Source organism: Butyrivibrio proteoclasticus B316 (assembly GCF_000145035.1).
GTDB classification, from domain to species: Bacteria; Bacillota; Clostridia; order Lachnospirales; family Lachnospiraceae; genus Butyrivibrio; species Butyrivibrio proteoclasticus.
Genome location: NC_014387.1, coordinates 2,547,176 through 2,566,230 on the forward strand (window position 1 = coordinate 2,547,176; position 19,055 = coordinate 2,566,230).

11 protein-coding genes are annotated in these 19,055 nt (G+C 40.8%); 1 reads left to right on the top strand and 10 read right to left on the bottom strand.

Annotated features, from left to right (window positions below; translation table 11 throughout):
• Positions 1–77 precede the first annotated feature (77 nt).
• Positions 78–737 carry a hypothetical protein gene (locus tag BPR_RS10585; RefSeq protein ID WP_013281477.1) on the top strand — a complete coding sequence of 220 codons (660 nt, stop codon included), beginning with the start codon at positions 78–80 and terminating at the stop codon, positions 735–737.
• An 84-nt stretch (positions 738–821) separates the two neighbouring features.
• On the opposite strand, the gene BPR_RS10590 is transcribed toward BPR_RS10585, so the two are convergent.
• The 10 genes from BPR_RS10590 to BPR_RS10635 form a co-directional block, all read right to left on the bottom strand.
• On the bottom strand, positions 822–3,950 hold the full coding sequence (locus BPR_RS10590) for a toll/interleukin-1 receptor domain-containing protein (RefSeq protein WP_013281478.1): 3,129 nt from the start codon (positions 3,948–3,950) through the stop codon (positions 822–824).
• A 10-nt stretch (positions 3,951–3,960) separates the two neighbouring features.
• Positions 3,961–5,703, bottom strand: a complete 1,743-nt coding sequence (locus tag BPR_RS10595; protein ID WP_013281479.1) for an Hsp70 family protein — start codon at positions 5,701–5,703, stop codon at positions 3,961–3,963.
• 32 nt (positions 5,704–5,735) lie between these two features.
• Entirely contained in the window at positions 5,736–8,099 is a 2,364-nt protein-coding gene (locus BPR_RS10600) for a J domain-containing protein (protein WP_042256936.1), read from the bottom strand.
• A gap of 195 nt (positions 8,100–8,294) precedes the next feature.
• A complete protein-coding gene (locus tag BPR_RS10605) occupies positions 8,295–8,846 on the bottom strand; it encodes a GtrA family protein (protein WP_013281481.1) in 552 nt (183 codons plus the stop codon).
• Between the two features lie 193 nt (positions 8,847–9,039).
• Positions 9,040–11,460 carry a glycoside hydrolase family 3 C-terminal domain-containing protein gene (locus BPR_RS10610; RefSeq protein WP_013281482.1) on the bottom strand — a complete coding sequence of 807 codons (2,421 nt, stop codon included), beginning with the start codon at positions 11,458–11,460 and terminating at the stop codon, positions 9,040–9,042.
• 137 nt (positions 11,461–11,597) lie between these two features.
• Positions 11,598–14,543, bottom strand: a complete 2,946-nt coding sequence (locus tag BPR_RS10615) for a glycoside hydrolase family 3 N-terminal domain-containing protein (RefSeq protein WP_042256938.1) — start codon at positions 14,541–14,543, stop codon at positions 11,598–11,600.
• 202 nt (positions 14,544–14,745) lie between these two features.
• On the bottom strand, positions 14,746–15,876 hold the full coding sequence (locus tag BPR_RS10620; protein WP_013281484.1) for a GGDEF domain-containing protein: 1,131 nt from the start codon (positions 15,874–15,876) through the stop codon (positions 14,746–14,748).
• Positions 15,873–17,183: an ATP-binding protein gene (locus tag BPR_RS10625; protein WP_013281485.1), complete on the bottom strand. Its 1,311-nt coding sequence runs from the start codon at positions 17,181–17,183 to the stop codon at positions 15,873–15,875. The genes BPR_RS10620 and BPR_RS10625 overlap by 4 nt, the downstream gene beginning before the upstream one ends.
• Before the next feature lie 11 nt (positions 17,184–17,194).
• Positions 17,195–17,902 carry a LytR/AlgR family response regulator transcription factor gene (locus BPR_RS10630; RefSeq protein WP_013281486.1) on the bottom strand — a complete coding sequence of 236 codons (708 nt, stop codon included), beginning with the start codon at positions 17,900–17,902 and terminating at the stop codon, positions 17,195–17,197.
• A gap of 11 nt (positions 17,903–17,913) precedes the next feature.
• A complete protein-coding gene (locus tag BPR_RS10635; protein WP_013281487.1) occupies positions 17,914–19,050 on the bottom strand; it encodes a DUF4317 domain-containing protein in 1,137 nt (378 codons plus the stop codon).
• Positions 19,051–19,055 lie beyond the last annotated feature (5 nt).

Genomic DNA, 19,055 nt, shown 5'->3' on the forward strand with positions numbered 1-19,055 from the left:
CTATAAACTGATACAATGATAAATACACGATTAATTCTTATCTCAATTATATGATGTATTAGGGGGTTTTTACACACATGTTACACTTAACAACTTTGATTGCTTTAATCGCTACTCTGGAACTTCTACTTGCAGCCGCTCTGTTAAAAAGGTATATTCGCACCAAAAGGCCGCTTACTCTTTGCGTCCTGCTCATATGCCTTGGGCTGTTCATCGATGCCTTTTTGATAGCCATCGGGGCTCCTGCAGGGGGATTGTCTGAAAATGTCAGCAGGCTCCGTTTTATCGCACATGGCGCTCTTATTCCGCTTCTTTTACCAATTTGCGGTTACGGGCTTAAGGCTAAGCCTGTTACTATGAAGATTTTATGGGGATTTACAGCAGTAGTGATGGCTTTGGGACTTGCTCATGCCTTTGCAATTAATCTTGATGTCACTGAATACTCAGGTGTTCTTCGCCACACTATGGCAGGATCATCACCGGCCTGGGCAAGGATAGTTTCAAGTGCCCTTTCCTTTGGAACTGTATTTCCGCTGATCATCTGCGGCATCATAGTATGGATCAGGCAAAAGACTCCTTATCTTTTCCTGTCAGGTCTTCTCATGTTCGTATTTGCAGGTCTCGGCCCGGCAATTGGAAGATTTGATCTGATCTTCTTCATAAGCATGTTCGGGGAACTATTCATGATTGCTTTTGCTTTTCTATACATCATACATGACGAGAAGATCAATCCATGAGAATATCTGGTAATAGAATAATCGACAAAGGGTGGACAGCATTTCGCTATCCACCCTTTTATCATGTTATGACCTGTATATTTATCATCCAATGCCGTAGGAAGTTTTCAGTTCTTCTCTAATTTCCTGCCCTTTTAGCATATCCTTGCCCTTTTGGATCAGTTCATCCACAGTGTACTGCTTGAAATATCCAATTCTCGGATCACCGCCACCTGAATATGAATATACCAAAAATGTGTCCGTATCCTTATGATAAGCAAGCGCAGATGTCAGATACGCTGTCACAGTCCAGGTATCCAGATCCATGATATCCAGGATTGGTCCCATCTGAACAAAGAGCTTTTGATTGTCCACATCAAATACAAAGCTTGCATCCGAATATGCCTTATTATAGGCAAGCTCGATTTTTCCTATATACTCTCCGTTCTCGGCGTTATATCTGTAAAGGAATCCGTCCGCATAAACAACCAGAATTTCTGTCTGTTCCTTATTCTGTCCCGGCGTATACAATGTCATTCCGAAAACGCCAAGGTCAGGGCATGCTATTTTGGTTATTTCATTTCCTTCAAGGTCAAGGAGCTGAATAAACTGATCATCTGTAACCAATATTCTCTCATTCTCTGCATCTAAATGAACTTTTTCGGTCTCACTCCAGTTTGCTGAATGAATGATTTCATAATTTTCATTCTTATCGATATCAATCACATAATCAGCTTCTTTACATGAAATATAAAGTGCCTTGAGCTTGGGATCGTACTCCCAGAGATAGATGGTGTTACCGGTCTCATAAAAGTCCTCTTCGCCACTTGAAAGGTCTTTTACCACTGCTCCCAAATGCTCATAATCCTGATTTCTGTAATATATCAGTTTTCCTTCTGCATAGATGGGATCAACAAATGCTCCAGAGTAGTCTTCATCTATAACTGTCTCTTTTACCTCCAAGGTATGAGCATCTATTTCCAAAAGCTTTAATGTATGGTCATTACTATATGTAACCCTTGCAATTCCTTCATCAAAGCCAGTAAGATCATATTGATAGGTATCATCTCCTCCGATTTCTTTTTCTCCCAGACACTGTTTGGAATTTGCATCATAGAATCCAACTTTAGTCTTACTTTTATCAGGAGTTGCTCCCAGCACAACCAGAATATCATCAGAGAGAATGTAATTACCGTTTAAAACAGCATTGTATTCTCCTGTATTATCAAAATCCTTATAATTCTCATCATGAACGCCTGACTGATAGAAGATAATGTTGCTACTGCGATATGTATTAACATAAGCGCCCTTACCAAAGACTATCTTATCAATGTCATCAGTCAAAGTAGCTATCATCGACATACTCTCCACGCCATTTATAACATAAGGGTTTCCCATTTTTCCACTTACAGTTATAAAACTTGGATATGTATCATCTTCAGTTTTGACCGCGCCTACAATGCTCTCATTTACATTGTACTCAGATATAAGCTCGCCGGTGTCCTTGTTCCAGATATCAATTATATTTCCTTCATAGAAGCATACGGCGTTTATGTCCTTAAGATCGTATATATCTGAGCCATAGGGAATTGCATTATACTTAAAATCATTCTTCCATTTCAAAGAAAGATCGTGGGCATCCAGGCAATACACCGTGTTGTAATTGGTTGTCAGAACATCCATGGAAAAAAAACCGTAGCTGCCATATCCCGTTTCCTTGGATGCAGAAATCATGATTCTGTCATTATCCAGATAAATAAACTTATCCAAAAAAATATCATCTGCAGTAATTCCGTTTTCAGCCAGATCAAAATAACCGGTATTTCCTGACTCTATATCATAAAAGAAAAGGATGTTAGTGCGGTTGTTGTCATCATTTCCGCTAAACATGATAGTCTTTTCATCAGGCGAAAGCTTAAAGTTCTTAAAAGAAGCACTATCATGAAATTCATCTGCTGCATCAACTCTATATATATCTAACACGGATCCGTCTTCAGGAGAGAGCCTGTAGAGGCCGCTGCTGTAGGTTCCAATAAGAATACTACCATCCTTCATCGTCACAGGTCTTTCAGTGATCATTGCAGAAAAAATGTCATCTTCCTTAAGCTCTTCTTTTTCCCATTTAACTGATCCTGAAACAACATCCACAACCTGAATATACTTCTCACCGCATATCATGAGCCGGTCAGGAGCTATATACGCATAATACTTGGCCTTGTTTTCCACTGAATTGTATTCATACAAAAGTTCATGTGTCTCACGATTCCATACCCTGATGTTCTTGGACTGGTCCATAGCTGCAAAAGAGCATCCGTCTGTGTCCACATAGTAATTCTCGACAACATCAGGCATTGTATAGTTCCAGGTCGCTGTAATATTGCTACCTGACTCAGTTGTATAGGCAAGAGTAGCTTTGGTTATTGCACTTACCGCTTCAGGAATTACCGGCCTTTTCGGATTCTCTTCGCTGGGAAGAGCCGCAAGCGCAAGGTGAAGAGCATCGATTCTCTTCTCATCATCAAGCATCTGCATTGATGCATTTGATAAATACTTGGACTGACTGATAAGTGACTGCCTGTAGTTCTCGTTGATCCTTGCGTTACTATATAGCATGTATGCGCCAAATCCCACAGCAAGAGCCATTGCGCCTGAAAAAACAGCTGTCAGTCTCTTCATCTTGTACTGACGCTGTCTGTTCATAAGTTCATTATAAGAGCAGCCTATAAGAGTTGCCGCAAGCCTGGGAAGCTCAACATTCTTGGCTTCTCTTCTTGGGAGACGATAGTCACAGGAAAGAGGCTCTACCGGCTCAAGCACTGTCTCAAGCTGTCCATGATCGTTATATCTTTGTACTTCCCTGTTCTGCAGTATTTCAGGGATTACATCGTGAGGCTCACCATCAACCAGCACAGTAAGCACATTTTCCTGAGGATGATTTTGTAAAAAGAGCTTTATCTCTCTCTCAACCCAGGTGGATAAATGTGTGTTTGTAGAGCACAAAACTATAAGGAAATCCGAATTAAAAAGTGCCTCTTCAATAGTATTACTAAGGTCACTCGTAATAGGAAGTTCGTCCTTATCTCTGAATATCCTCTCTATCTTCTTGTAGCCTGTCTTTTTCTGTATCTTTTTAGGAATGTGGTAGTGCTCAAGATCCCACTCAATAGCTGCCGCCACCTTATTATCAAGTTCAGCATGCTTATAGGAAATAAACGCGTTATAATGTAAACTCATTTCTAAAACCTCAAACCTTATCCGGATCTTTATTTTCCATGTTTTCCTCAATATACTGTTTCCAGAGATCTTCAGCCTCATTGTCAAAACTGAACATACTCTTTTCCAGCCTGTCAAGTCTAATAGAGAAGACTGCTGCTGCCTTCTTGCAGTCAATTATCGAAGCTCTGTCCAAAAGGTCATTAAAGCTGTATATCTCCTCTTCGAGGAACTGTCTCTGCATCTGATTGCCCTCTTCGTACAGTCTCTGCGCCTTCTCAAGAAGATACTTGATCTCCGGAATTTCTCTTGGATCCTGCTTAAGCTCATCCATCCTGAGCTTGATATTCATCAACTCATCCTGATCAATTCCATCCTGAGCACCGCGGCTTCTGTGAATCTCAGCTCCATTTGCAGGACAATAAATGTCAATATCAAAAATACCATTAAGATCATAGGAAAATCTTACATTTGCAAAGACTTCTCCCTTGGGCCTTGGTGGAACATCCAGCACGATAGTATCAAGCTTAAGGTTACTTGAAGCCTTGAGCTTTTCTCCCTGATAGACATTAAATTCAATTTTCTTTTGCATATTGCTGACAGTATAAAACTTGTTCTGCTTACTGTAGGGAAGAATCTGGTTCTTAGGGATAATGACTGCCATTTTATCGCCTAATACTTCTACTCCAAGGGAAAATGGACAAATATCTGTCATGACTATGTCTTTTACCGACTCTTTTCTCAAATTGATACCTGTCACAATTCCTGCGCCTCTGCAGATAGCCACATCCCCCTGAGGATCAACCATGATCTTGCCCGGGAAAAGAGATTCCATATAGGCTCTGACACTTGGCATCTTGGAAGATCCGCCAACCATGATAACTCCGTCAATATCGTCAGTCGATAGACTGGCATCATTCATGAGCCTTTTCAGAACAATAGTAAGCCTTCTGAATACAGAAGCAGAAATATCGATAAACCTTTGCTGGTCAAGTTCGTACTCAAATTCATCCCCTGCTACATTTACAACTGTTTTGGTAGTATCGCTGTCTGAAAGCCTGATCTTGATACTCTCTCCGCAGTTTATCAGAACAGCTTTATTCCTGTTATCAAGTTTATCCCAGTTTATGCCATGGCTCTTGCAGATATCCAGAGCTATGATCTCGTTAAAATCCTTGCCTCCGAGTGCATTGTCACCAGAGATATTGCAGATCTCGACCATATTATCAAAGGCCTCAACCAGCGTAACATCCAGTGTTCCGCCTCCAAAGTCAAATACTATAAACTTCTCATCCTGATCCATGTTGTCATAGTGATAGGATAAAGCCGCTGCTGAAGGCTCATTAACAAGCTGTGTAACCTTAATTCCTGCCTTGATTCCTGCCATTCTTGTAGCCTCTCTCTGATGATCATCAAAGTAGGCAGGAACACTTATTACGGCAGAATCCACCTTTTCCCCAAGATACTTTTCTGCATCAGCGATAAGCTTTCTGAGTACTATCGCAGACAACTCAACCGGGGTAAAAGAGCGTCCAAGTCCAAGATTATATTTGACATCTTTTCCCATCTGTCTCTTGAACTCACTTGCTGTCTTATCAGGATGAGTAATAAGCCTTTCCTTGGCTGTCTTACCCACAATGGCCTCTTTTCCATCAAAAGAAACAACTGAAGGGGTAAGATATTCTCCGAATTCATTAGGAATTAGTGTAATTCCTTCATCTGTCCAGGCGCTTACAAGTGAATTTGTAGTACCTAAATCTATTCCAACTATCATCTTTTTTCACACTTCCCTCATTATAAATTAAATTATGCAGTCTTCTTAGTAAGCTCAACGTAATGCCCCAGTATCTCATTGATGTTTTGAGCATTGATCCTGGCTTGTACGTTTTTGTTATTTCCCCAGACGTACTCTTTTTTATCTGTTGTCTGTATTCTGATCACGGATTTCCCGCCAATAACTTCTTTGCCTATTGCTACAATATCGTTATATGGAATGATTGTAAGCATCCACTTATCTATTGATACAAAATAGTCTTTGAGTACATATATTCCGTACACTTTGTTGTAATAAGATGGCATATGCTTGCACTGTATTCCGATGTTTATAAGAAGCTCGGATGAATATCTTCTAAAACTCCAAATCGGAATAAGGCTGATAAGTCCTACCAGGCAAAATAGTACGGCAGCTGCTGCCTCTCTGTAAAACAACATTCCTTGATAGCTGCGTGACCCAGCATTAGCATAATCTAGTACAGCAAAAGTTGTAGCAGCTATAGCTATAGGAATAACAGCAGCAGCCATCTGGTAGGTGTCCCTCATGTTTCTGTCAAGTAAGAAGGGACTAAGAAATGGTCTTATTTTACGGGCTTTAAGACGTTCATACTTTCTCTCAAGTGAAGGAGACAAAAGCTGCTCTTTTATAGCGTGCAGTCTTTCCTCCAATAGCATATACACAGCCATGGCAGGTGTATATAATCCAGCAAAAAAGCTCTTGCTGATCCCGATTGTAGTATTGCAGGTAATAGTAGCTTGTCTATCCGGGCTTTCAGGTTTGGTCAGATTAAAAGACATGATCTTTTCTATAGGAAGTACCTGATAGTGAGAACCGGCTACAGATACTATATATCTTTTAAAAATAAACACTCCGGCGCCTCGTTCATACACGGCATCTCCATTTTTAATATCCCGCAGCATTTCTCCGATCACAGGAACAAAAAAGATCATGCTTATCAGATATACTGCTGATGATAATCCGGAAATCACACATAGTGCAACAGGTATCCAAACTGTTAATAAGGAGACGAATATCACGAATACCCTTATAGCATTAAGTATTATGTTTTCAAAATCGGCATTTATTACTATAGAGAAAATACTCAAGATCAAAAAAGCAGTAACAAGGGATATGGCAAACATCTTGAACCTGCTCGTAAAATATTCAAATAGCTTGCCTGCACTGTTTAATGGACTGATAAACGTTTTTATGTTTATACTCTCTTCGCTAATAACCTTGCATCCGTATTCAACAAGATGGCTGTACAGGAACTGATAATCTTTATGCGTAGCAGGCGCTTTAAGGATTACCTTGTTAACTGCATCTGTAATAGTGAGCTCATCTGTCTTTTCATTAACCCTCATTGTCAGATCTTCAATGAAATAATACTCATGCCGCATTCCCACAAACAATAAAATGTTTCTGACAGGATATACTGTTCCCTTTAATAAGGGCTTGATCTTTCCTTCAGGAATAACATATTGAAAGCTGATCGAATGAGTTGCAGTTTCGGTGTACTTTATCAAAAAGTTTGTTATATCATCCCGCTCCGCTTTGTCTTTGTAACGCTTAACATTAGGGTTTTCTATCAGGGAAGCCTTGAATCTGGCACGAAGCTCATCATATTCACTTCCACTTTTATTACCAAATAATGTATTCTCTATTACCTCTATGGCCTGCTTGTCAAATCCGCTTACAGATCCCAGCATGTCAATGAACAGTTCAATAAAGGAAGGCGTTATTTCACCTGCATAAGGCTCTTTATCCCAGTTATAGAAAATAGCCTCTGCTATCTCCCTGCAACCATATTTTTCAGGTTTTGTCGAAGCCGCAAGGAGCATCTCTCCCGCAAAATAAAGCATTCTGCTTTGTCTTGCTGACAATCTGTCTATGCCATCAATTTTGCTAAAATCAAGTCCCGGCTTTTCCGGTTCCTCTACAGTTTTTCCTATCTGCTCAAAGTCAAATTCCTCCTGTTCTTTCTGTTCATCCATTTTAAGAGGATTTGTTGCATTTGGAATCTGATCAAAACTCAGGCTTTCTTTTTCAGCCTTCTTAAGGGGATTTTGAGCATTTGAAATATTGTCGAATCTCAGCTTATCGTTTGTATCAGATGATCTACCAGGCTCTTGATTTCTTTTTATCTCTCTTTGCTCAAATTCTTCTTTTTGATCATGATATTCGGCTTGTCTTGCCAGGTGCTCTTCTATGTATGGGCTGGTAGTTGTACCCTCGTTACACCTTTTGGCATATTCCATGGCCTTCTTATAACTGTCACGAAGCTGTCTGAACTCCTCCGGATGCTCAGCCGGATGATACTTCTTGGCAGCCTCTGAATAGGCCTTCTTAATTTCACTTATATTGCTTGTCGGCTCTATTCCGAGCCAGTTCCACATACTCATATTCCCCAACTTACCTTCTTACTCATATCTTTTCTTAATACGCGTCCATTTCAATCACAAACGCGATAATTATACTAATTTCAAACCGTCTATGCAACTGCCCCCGCAGAATGTAACAGGGCTCCATCGCATAGCGACAGAGCCCTAACCCCAATACATATTTCTATTATGCCTTCTCTAAAAAGAATCTCATTTTTCCTTGACTGTCTCAGGAAAAATGATCTTGTTAACAAAGAAGAATACAACCATGCTGACACCGCCGTTTAGAACTGTTGTACCAATGTTATAAACAAAAGCAGGTACAAACTTACCCGCAACAGCAACCCAGATACAGTTGATTGAGTTAACGATACATGTGATGATGATAAATGCTACAACATACCATGCAATCTGCTTGCCTGGCTTATCATGATTGCGGAATACAAAGAGCTTCTGGATTGGGAAGTTGATACACTCACCAATTACCATTGCGATCATGTAAGCTGTAAAATAAGCAAGGCCACCATGTGCCTGATCATATCCTAAAATGTTCCAGTCAAAGGTCTCTCCTGCAATTGTAAGAGGAACTCCGGGCCATCCAAATGATCTGTCTCCAAGAAAAGCAAAGGCTGCAGGCAAAAATGTGAGTAACAAATACTTAAACACTGTGATAAGATTGCTGACAATTACAAACAATCCTCCTTCACGAACCCATTTAGCCACAGCGGGATGTTTTTCTGCAAAATCATTCCAAAATTTCATTTTATTTCATTTCCTCCAATCAAAATCAAATATATAAATCACATCTAGTTAGTCATAGTCAGCCATAATACATTGAATATACAAATAGGAGCGATTTTAGTTCTATGGAGATGAGACAATACCATTGTATTGGCTCATCGTAATGTCCAGAACTACGAGCGACGTTGTATATTCTATGTATTATGGCGTCCTATTATTTCTTGATGCGACTTTCATACTGCTTGTTAAGCTTACTGTTGCGGAAATATCCGCTGATGATCTTACCAAGGCCACCAAAGAAATGGCCGTTTACAAGATCAACTATTCCATCAACCATATCCATGCTGACTGCTCCACCTGTCATCTTCGCCATTGCTCTAAACGGCATGTTGTAGATGAACAGAATGTTAAGATCAGGCTTACCGCTCTCGTCAGCCTTTTTCTTCATAGCTGTGAGACGTTTATAAACAAATCTTGCAAGTCCGCTCTTAGCATAATAGAGCTGGCAGATGGCATCATTACTTGTAAGCTGTCCGCTCCATCTTCCATCAGGAATAGATCGTCCAAGGAGCTTTTCAAACTCAGCATCTTCTACAGTCTGGATCTTGCCACTATAGTATGATGGAAGCTCTGCCTCGCTATATGGAAGAACATCCGTTGTAGCACTCTTCAAAATCTTACCTTCAAGTCTGATATCAGCGCTGCTTGCGCCGATTCTTATCTGATACTCGCCGCCTTCAACTTCCCACTTATCAGTCTTGACATTCCAGTAACGGAAAGTCTTGTCATCAAAGGCAATCTCAACTCTCTTACTCTCTCCGGGCTCCAGTGAAACCTTGGCAAAGCCCTTAAGCTCCTTCTTTGGTCTGAATACCTTGGCTCCGGGAAGTGAAACGTAGAGCTGTGCTACCTCTTTACCTGCAACCTCTCCTACATTCTTAATGTCAAAAGAAACACCGTCTTCATTTACAGTAAGATTGTCATACTCAAACTTGGTATAAGAAAGTCCAAATCCAAATGGATAAAGCACAGGAATATCTGCTGTATCGTAATATCTGTATCCTACATAGAGACTCTCTCTGTACTCAGAGGTTCTCTGTGAACTTGGATAATAGCGATATGCAGGTGTGTCTTCATGGCGCCTGGGGATTGTCTCCGAAAGCTTTCCTGAAGGATTAACTCTGCCTGTAAGAATATCCATAACCGCACCTGCTCCTGCCTGTCCATTGAGGTAGCAGTGTAAAATAGCCTTGAAATAATGGTGCCATGGCATCTCAATAGCAGAACCGGCACTGATAATGCCCACAAGGTTCTTATTAACCTGTCCAAGTTCCTGCAAAAGATTGATCTGATTCTGAGGAATTCTCATGTGTGTTCTGTCCATACCTTCAGACTCGCTATCTTCATTAAGTCCAAAGAAGAAAAGAACTATATCTGCTCTTGAAGCTATATCAAGGGCCTCTTTTCTGGTTGCAGCATCCTCCTCACCTGTTCGTGAATATCCTCTGCTGGAGCCAATTACCTGAACGTCATAACTACCGATAACTTCTGAAATTGTCTCGACCTTGGTCGGATTAACAAGTGATGATCCTGCGCCCTGATATCTTGGTACAAAGGCAAAATCTCCTATAACTGCAACCTTGGCACCAGGTTTAAGAGGAAGAATACTTCCTTCATTCTTGAGAAGTACTGTGCTCTCTGTAGCAGCCTTTCTGGCAACCGCATGATGTGCAGGCTTGTCAAAGTCATTAGCTTTATTCTGTGAATTGACATAAAGAGTCATTACTGCATCCAAGAGCTCGTCTACTCTGGCATCAACATCCTCGATGCTGATCTTGCCACTCTCTACAGCTGCGATCAGTTCTCTAGCTGAATCAAGTCCAGGATTAGGCATCTCAAGGTTAGATCCTGCTGCCACGCCAAGAGCATGATCATTGGATGCACCCCAGTCTGTGATCACAATGCCATCAAATCCCCAGTCTTTTCTCAGGATATCAGTCAAAAGATGCTTATTCTCATTGGCATATGTGCCATTAACCTCGTTATATGCAGACATGATAGTCTTGGCTTTACCTTCTTTTACAGCAATTTCAAAACCAGTCAGATATATCTCTCTTAAGGTACGTTCATCAAGAACTGAATTCATAGCCATACGACGAAGCTCCTGAGAGTTCACCGCAAAGTGCTTGGGGCATGCATATACACCCTGGGACTGAATGCCCTTAACATAGGATGCTGCCATTTTACCTGCAAGATATGGATCTTCTGAAAAATACTCAAAGTTTCTTCCGCAAAGAGGGCTTCTTTTGATATTAAGGCCAGGTCCAAGTAAAACGTTGACACCTTCTGCCATTGCCTCTTCGCCCAAAGTCTTACCAAGTTCTTCGCCCAGTTCTTCATTCCAGCTGTTAGCGATTGTTGCTGCAGTAGGGAAGCATGTTGCAGGAACTGATTCGTTAAGTCCAAGATGATCTCCTGCACCGGCCTGTTTTCTGATACCGTGAGGGCCATCAGAGCAGAATATTGAAGGAATTCCAAGTCTCTCAAAATCCCTGGTCTGCCATTCACCCTTACCGCTTAAGAAAGCTGCCTTTTCCTCGATTGTCATCTTTTCAATGATATCTTGATATTTCATTTTCTCCCTCGCAATTCCTATATCTTTAATATGTGAATTATAAGAAACCTATATTCACAAAATTTGGAATCCCGGGGAAGCAAAAGACCTCTTTTGCTCCCCAAGACTCCATATTTATAAATCTGTTTATTTATGTATTACTGCTGAGTAGCCTCTGCTGCTGCCTCTTTTTCTCTGTTCTTCTTAAAGTTCTTGCAGAAGATAAACATAAGGCAAAGCATAAGTGCTCCAAATACTACGTCAAGAACGATCATAAGAACCTTCCATGAAGCCATACCTGTCTTGAGGTTCTCAGGTGCATAAGCACGGCTGTTAACTACAGTGTAGAGAATGTTCTTGGTAGCTTCACGCATAGCCTGCTGAGCTCCGTTTGTATCTCTGAACTGTACGTTGTTAGTCTGTGTAGGATAGTTAACAAGCATGCAGTCTGTACCATTTCTGATAGCCTGGTCTGATGACATGTAGCCATATACTCCGAAGTAGTCAGTAAGAACGAAGCCATTAAAGCCCCACTCATCTCTGAGGACTGTCTTAAGAAGTTCGCTGCAGCCACCTGCCCAACGGTTACCAATGTAGTTGAAGGAAGACATAACTGATGTCATCTCAACATTCTTAACTGAGATTTCGAAAGGCTTTAAGTAGATTTCACGAGCTGCCTGTTCATTAGTCCATGTGCAGAGCATGTCGCATCTGTTGCCTTCCTGGTCGTTGAATGCAAAGTGCTTAACGTAAGCATATACTCCGTTTGCCCATGAGCCCTTAGTAGCCTCAGAAGCAATCTTACCTGAGAGAACACCATCCTCTGAGTAGTACTCAAAGTTACGTCCTGCAAAGGCTGTTCTGTGAATGTTCATAGCTGGTGCATACCATCCGGATACATCCATCTCATTTGCCATCTTGCCGATGTAATCACCGAATGAATAAGCAAGATCTTTATTAAATGTTGCTGCAATTGTTACACCTACAGGGAATCCAAGAGATCCAACACCTGTAAAGTTATTGTTGATACTTGCAGGGCCGTCACAGTCATTAGTACGAACCTTGCCGATAGAATCAACTGAGTTTGTCTGATATCCGCCAAGAGAAATAAGAGCGTTCATATCATCAAGTGACATGCTGTTAAGAAGCTCATCCCACTTAGCATCATCCTTAGCTACGCCACGAAGGTCCTTAAGTGTAAGGCTTGTTGTAGCGCCTGTTGTAACTGCTGCTGCGTTTGGATCCTCGTCAGCTGCTGTAGCCTCTGGTGTGAGGTAGTTGCTGATGTTATAGAATGTAGCCTTAGCATCTGCAGGCATATTGTAATCTGTAGGAGCTGCTGTAGCCTTGGCATAATTAGCAAAGCCATCTGCTCTTGAAAGATATTCAAGACCACCATTTGCAAAATCAAATGCGTTTGTAGCTGTAACCTTGTCGCTCTCTCTCTTGTTTGTTCCGTCATAAGTAACAGTTGTTCCAACTGAGTATGTTTTGGAATCGATCACATTGTGAGAATCCTTGTTGATAGAGATCTCATAATCACCTGCATCAAGAACATATGCCTTAGCATTCTGGTAATCATAAGAAGCCATATCTTCTGCTGCAAAAGAGATAGTGATTGTCTCAGAAGCTCCAGGCTCAAGCATGGAAGTCTTGGCAAATTCTACAAGGTTTGCAGAAGCCTTCTCAATTCCGCCATTCTCATAAGGAGGATTGTAGTAAACCTCTACAACGTCCTTACCTGCAACTGAACCTGTATTTGTTACAGTAACATCAAAGGAAATTGTTCCGTTTGACTCTGTAATATCACCCATTGTCTGTTCAAAGGATGTGTATGAAAGTCCATATCCAAATGGATACTGAACAACGCTGTCATAATCAATGAGACCTTCAACTGCTGCTGTCTCATAGAACTTGTAGCCAACATAGATGCCTTCAACATAGTTGATAAAGCTTACTTCTGCCTTGGTCTCAACCCCTGTAAATCCTGTTGAAACATAGGCAAAATCTTCCATGTTTGTGTAGTTGAAGTCACCAAAGTTGTTCCACCATGGTGTTTCCTTCATGTTGTAAACATAAGTATCAATAGTTCTACCTGATGGGTTAACTTCGCCGGCAACGATCTCACCAAGAGCCTTCATACCAACGTGTCCCATACCTGCTGCCCAGAGAACTGACTTGATCTGAGGATGATCCTTGATAAAGCCAAGCTCAAAAGCATTAGCTCCGTTATATACAAGGATAACTTTGTCGAAGTTAGCGCATACAAGGTCGATCATCTCTTCCTCTCTGTTTGTAAGCTGAAGATAGTGATCACCTGCATCCCAGTCGTTACCCTCGTTGAGAGCGTCGTCATAAGTACCTGCTGTATATGTAGTTCCATCCTTGAATGAACCATCTACAACAGCTGTCATGTTAGCTGGGAGGTCAGCACCCTCACCGCCTGAACGGCTGATAACGATCATAGCTGTATCTGAGTAGCTCTTTGCATTAGACATAAGTGAATCAGTGTAAAGAGATACATTTGGTTCAGGAAGTGTCCAATCCTGATTCCACATTCCAACTACAGGTCTGTCAGCCTTGTAGTCTGTATAGAACTTAGTAAGTTCTTCATTAGTCTCAATTCCTGCACTCTTAAGTGAAGTAAGAAGATCAATAGTGTCATAAGCATCGTTAAGAGCACCTGATCCTGCCCCACCAAGAATTGGGTTTGTTGAAGCCCATCCAAAGACATTAAGCTTAGTGCCTGAAGCAACAGGAAGTGTATTTCCTTCATTTTCAAGAAGAACAATACCTTCTCTTGCAATATCCTGAGCAAGAACAGTTGTCTCGTCAGAAGTTTTCTGAGAAATTGTTCCACTTCCGCTGATAAGATCCATCATTGTGCTCATAGGTCCTGTCAGGATCATATTCACACAAACAACAATACCAGTGAGCATTGCAACAAGTGCAGTGCCTCTTACAAGCTTCTTGGTTGACTTTTTGAGTTTCATAACTGCGATCATGATAACGATAGCAACCGCAACTATGATACCAATAGCAATCAAATAAGACTTGATCGAATTGATGACGTTCATGACGTCGTCCATGTTGATAGATAACATAATTTAACCTCCCTTTTTGTAATAGGAAATGATCTGGTCAGGATCATTACCTTTGTTGGGCTGCCATATTAATTATTCGTAGCAGCGCTTTACAATAGGAGATTAACACGCAAAAATAAAGCGTGCCGTTTTTGTCATAAACGGTACGCTTTTTGTCATGAATTGCACACAATGCAAAAATATATATTCAAGTCATTCCTTCTTAATCCCTCTGGGAGTGCTTTCTGACCTTCTCTTCATACATATTGTCATCCATATGTCTGAAGAAACTATCAGTATCATCCTTGTCCGGATCAAATAAGGCATATCCAATAGACAGAGAAAGCTTATACTGTCTTCCTTCTGTGTCATTAAAAAGATCTACTTCGTTCCTGATGTTACTGATAATCTTCTGCATAGATTCATCCGAAGAGTCCTTCATCAAAAGAATGAACTCATCACCTGCAAACCTTACCGCAAGCGCCTTATCAGGTTTACTGAATCTGATGACCCTGGCCACATCTATAAGCGCCTCATCACCAACAGAATGACCGTATGTATCATTTATTTTTTTAAAATAATCAACATCGATCATTATTCCGCCAAGCCTGCTGTTATGATCCTTGGCGTAACTCTCAAACAGATAATCCAGATATGCTCTGTTATACAAGCCTGTCAACGTATCAAGATAGGAAAACTCATTCTGCATCGCCATATACAAAGATGTGATACCTAATGCAAAAGATACCCACAACAGTGATACTCCATAGAAGAACACCTGTAGTAAGCATCCCATTATGATAGGCCCCATCATCAGGTATACAGGGAAAAACCTGACTTTTCCGTATCTTTTCTCATAAAGATTTATCTGGATCAAACTGTAGATCATATAACCCGCTTCAACTACATAGAACATATAGCTAAAGGGCAGCCTGTGATACACATTATTTTCATCAATATAGAAAATGATAGGATAAAACATGTTGACTATTGTCAGCAAAACCATGATGTCGCCGGGGATTACCACATACTTATATCTTTTCCTGATCCTGGCTCTTGACTGATACAGCTTAAACTCTGTAAACATGCACCAGCCCACAGCAAAAATAGGATTTACCGCAAAGCAGAAGGTATTGCCAATAAGAGATACCATCCTCGTAAATGCCCCAGGTATGCCATCACAATAAAACGTCAAAAAGTCCACAATACACGCTATTGCCGAAATAGTGGCAATCAGTGTAAATACTTTAAATTCATCTCTTTTGGTAGATCTGAGAACGTGGCTACTGATAAGCATTGAAATTATCATTATAAAGCCCACGAAATCAGCTATCGCAATGGCCAGCATATTCATGCATTATTCCCCTTTGGAATCAACATTTTAAGCTCAAACCAATTATCATTTAAATCAAAATTAAGTGTCCCATGATACTTTTCGATAGTATACCTGATACTCTTAAGTCCAAAACCGTGGTTACCCTTATCAGCCTTGGTTGTAACAGGATATCCGTTTTTCAGGGTTATGGTATTCTCGCAGTAGTTATTGATCTGGATCAAAACAAAGTTCTTTTTCTGTGAAAGAGATAAGTGGATCAGTCTCTTCTCAGGATCATCAATCAGTGTAACACTCTCTATAGCGTTATCAAGAGCATTTCCAAAAATAGTACAGATATCCGCAACATGCATGAAATCGAGGATATCCCCGTCTGCAACGCATGTGATCTTGATATTATTGGCTCTGCAGTTCATCATCTTACCTGCAATGAGCGTGTCAAGAACACTGTTGCCTGTCTCAAGCTCAGGACTATAGGATTCAAGTTCCTGTTCAAGTGAATCAATCCACTTTTTTCGCTCATCATCGCTCATCTCTGCCCGAAGTCCTGCAATCTGATGCTTGAGATCATGATACTTCATATTGATAACTTCGAAGGTAGACTGATAGTTTCTGTATTTATCATACTGAGCCTTGAGCATAGAATGGATATTTCGCAGCTCTTTTTCCGCAAGAAGCTCACAGATCCTGCTCTGATACACATACAGGATCATGATGCCCGCAATATCTACCAGTGTTCTGATATAGAAGATATCAGCAGCAAGTCCTCCTGAAAAGGGAGTATTGCTAAATACAAAGCTAAGATTACTAAATGCAAATACCAAAATAGCAATCAGAACCGCTGCCCACAGCTCACGATTATTGATCTCCAGCTGAAAAACACCTCTTGTAATGCCCACTTCCATATAATGAGCCCATGTAAAAACAAGAAGATAAACTCCCACAAGTATCAAAAGCTGAACCCATAAGGAATCTGTTTTTCTCTTAAAAAAGCACGCCAGCTGCCATTCAAGAGACGCTGCAAGTTCGGCAAGAAGAAAAGCTCTGGCGCAATAATATCCAATAACATTCCTGCTGTCATCGCAGGTAAAAGCCATATATGCATACATCAGTCCAACAGCGATCAGCATACATGGAATCCAGAAAAATACCGGAAGTCCCTTAGTCAGAACCAGAAACATACTCTGAACTATGAGACTTAAGATAGTAACAAGAACAAAGTCCTCATTTTTGACCTTGCGCTTCATAACCATACAATAAGTCAGACAGGCAAGCCACTCTGCAAGTGCGGTATATATTCTGGGAATATCCTGATAAATGTTCTCCATAATCATCCCATTTATGGCAATGAAGCCATATAATCTGTTAGTGCAGTCATGAAATCATTCTTCCTGGCTCTGCTGATAAGAAGATTCTTGCCTGCAATTATACAGGAGCCATTCTCGACACCATCGACATACTTGAGGTTTACAAGATAGCCCTTGTTACTTCTGAAAAAGTTATAGGGTGACAGCTGTTCCTCAAAATCTCCCATCTTGGCCCGTATAGTAAACTCTCCGCTTGTAGTATAGAAATTAAGGTTATGTCCTTCACTTTCTATATAGAAGATATTATCAATCTCAAGTTTCTTGACTCCGGATGGCATATCCACAGAAATGATCTTGGAGGGAGTTTTTTTGATCCTGCTGATAGCCCGCCCAAGCTTCTGTGAAAAAGCAAAATAGCTCACAGGCTTAAGAACATAGTCAAGAGCATCCACCTGATACCCCCTGATGGCATAATTGGTCATATTGGTTATGAACATAATGATCACGTCACTGTCAAGCTTTCTGATCTCTTCAGCAGCTGTCATTCCGTCCATAAGCTTCATCTCAATATCCATCAGAATAATATCAAACTGTCCCTTATACCCATTTGTGATCTCATCGCCATCAGTAAACCTGGTTACTTTAAAATAGTTGCCACTTTCAGCCTGATACTGTTCGATGTACTCTATTAGCTGAGCTGCGTAAGAATCTTCGTCCTCAACAATTGCAAGCTGGAACATACTCTCTCCTATTATTTGTTCATGAAGGTACGAACATTTATGCCATTAACCTCAATATGGTCATCAACCGCAATTACGAGGCACTGCCTTCCGTCTACGATCCTTGATTCAACAAGATCAGTCCTGTCCGGATTAACCTTGATCACAACATCAGGTGTTTCAATGTCAAATTTCTTGGTATTAGCAATGTTGCTGGCCAGGAAAGAATCTGTCTCTTCGCCACCGCACTTCTCATAGTTCTCATCAAAATAATCAAGTCTCTCCTGAGCTACTCCACTATCCATAAGAAGCTGCTTGACATCCTTCTTGGTAAGCTCAAGTGGTTCAGGATCACCTTCATGGTTCTCGATCATGTCGTTAAGATTATCATGGATATTTCTCATGATATCGTAGTCAGCATCATCGCCAATGGTATTCTGAACAACCGCATCAAAAAGATCCTTCTGTTCCGGAGCAGAAATAGGAGCTCTTCCACCAAACATAGCTTCAACAAACTCAGGCTGAAGATCATCAGGCTTCTTGGTGAAATAGAGCATGTTGTGAATATCCATATCTCTTTCTATAAATGCGGGGAAAAGAAATCCCTTTGTAGGGCCTTCTACAATCCAGTCACGGAATCTGTCCTCAATTACATTCTTGGACTCATTGTATCCAAGGCCTGCCTTGGAAAGTTTAACAGGACAGATACTGCAGAGCATGTAATCATATATTTTCTCTGAAGCATCCTCCATCTCTATTCCATCTCTTGTGATGCCCGGAATATCATATACTGCATGGACTACAATAATGTAATAATTCTCGCCATTTACATAATTTGCAATGATCTTGTCGTAAAACTCTTCTAAGAGCTCGTCATCTTCGAGTCTTGAATTTCTGAGAGTCAAAAGAAAATCTTGAGTCCCTCCCGGCTGTTCCTGGTCCAGAGGGAACTCAAGACTAATAAGGTTCTTGCCGAAGGTACCTGCAAGTGTATGCTGGAAAATATCCAGATATTTGTACATCTCCTCCTCCGGAATCTGTCCGAAGGCCTTTCTAAAGGTAAGTCTCTTGTTCTTTTCATGATCAACATAGCATCCGCAAATGTGATCGATAGTGCATTTGTCTGGTGTAAACTGTTTCTTGATTTCTAGTGTTTCTGCCTTATTCATTTTAA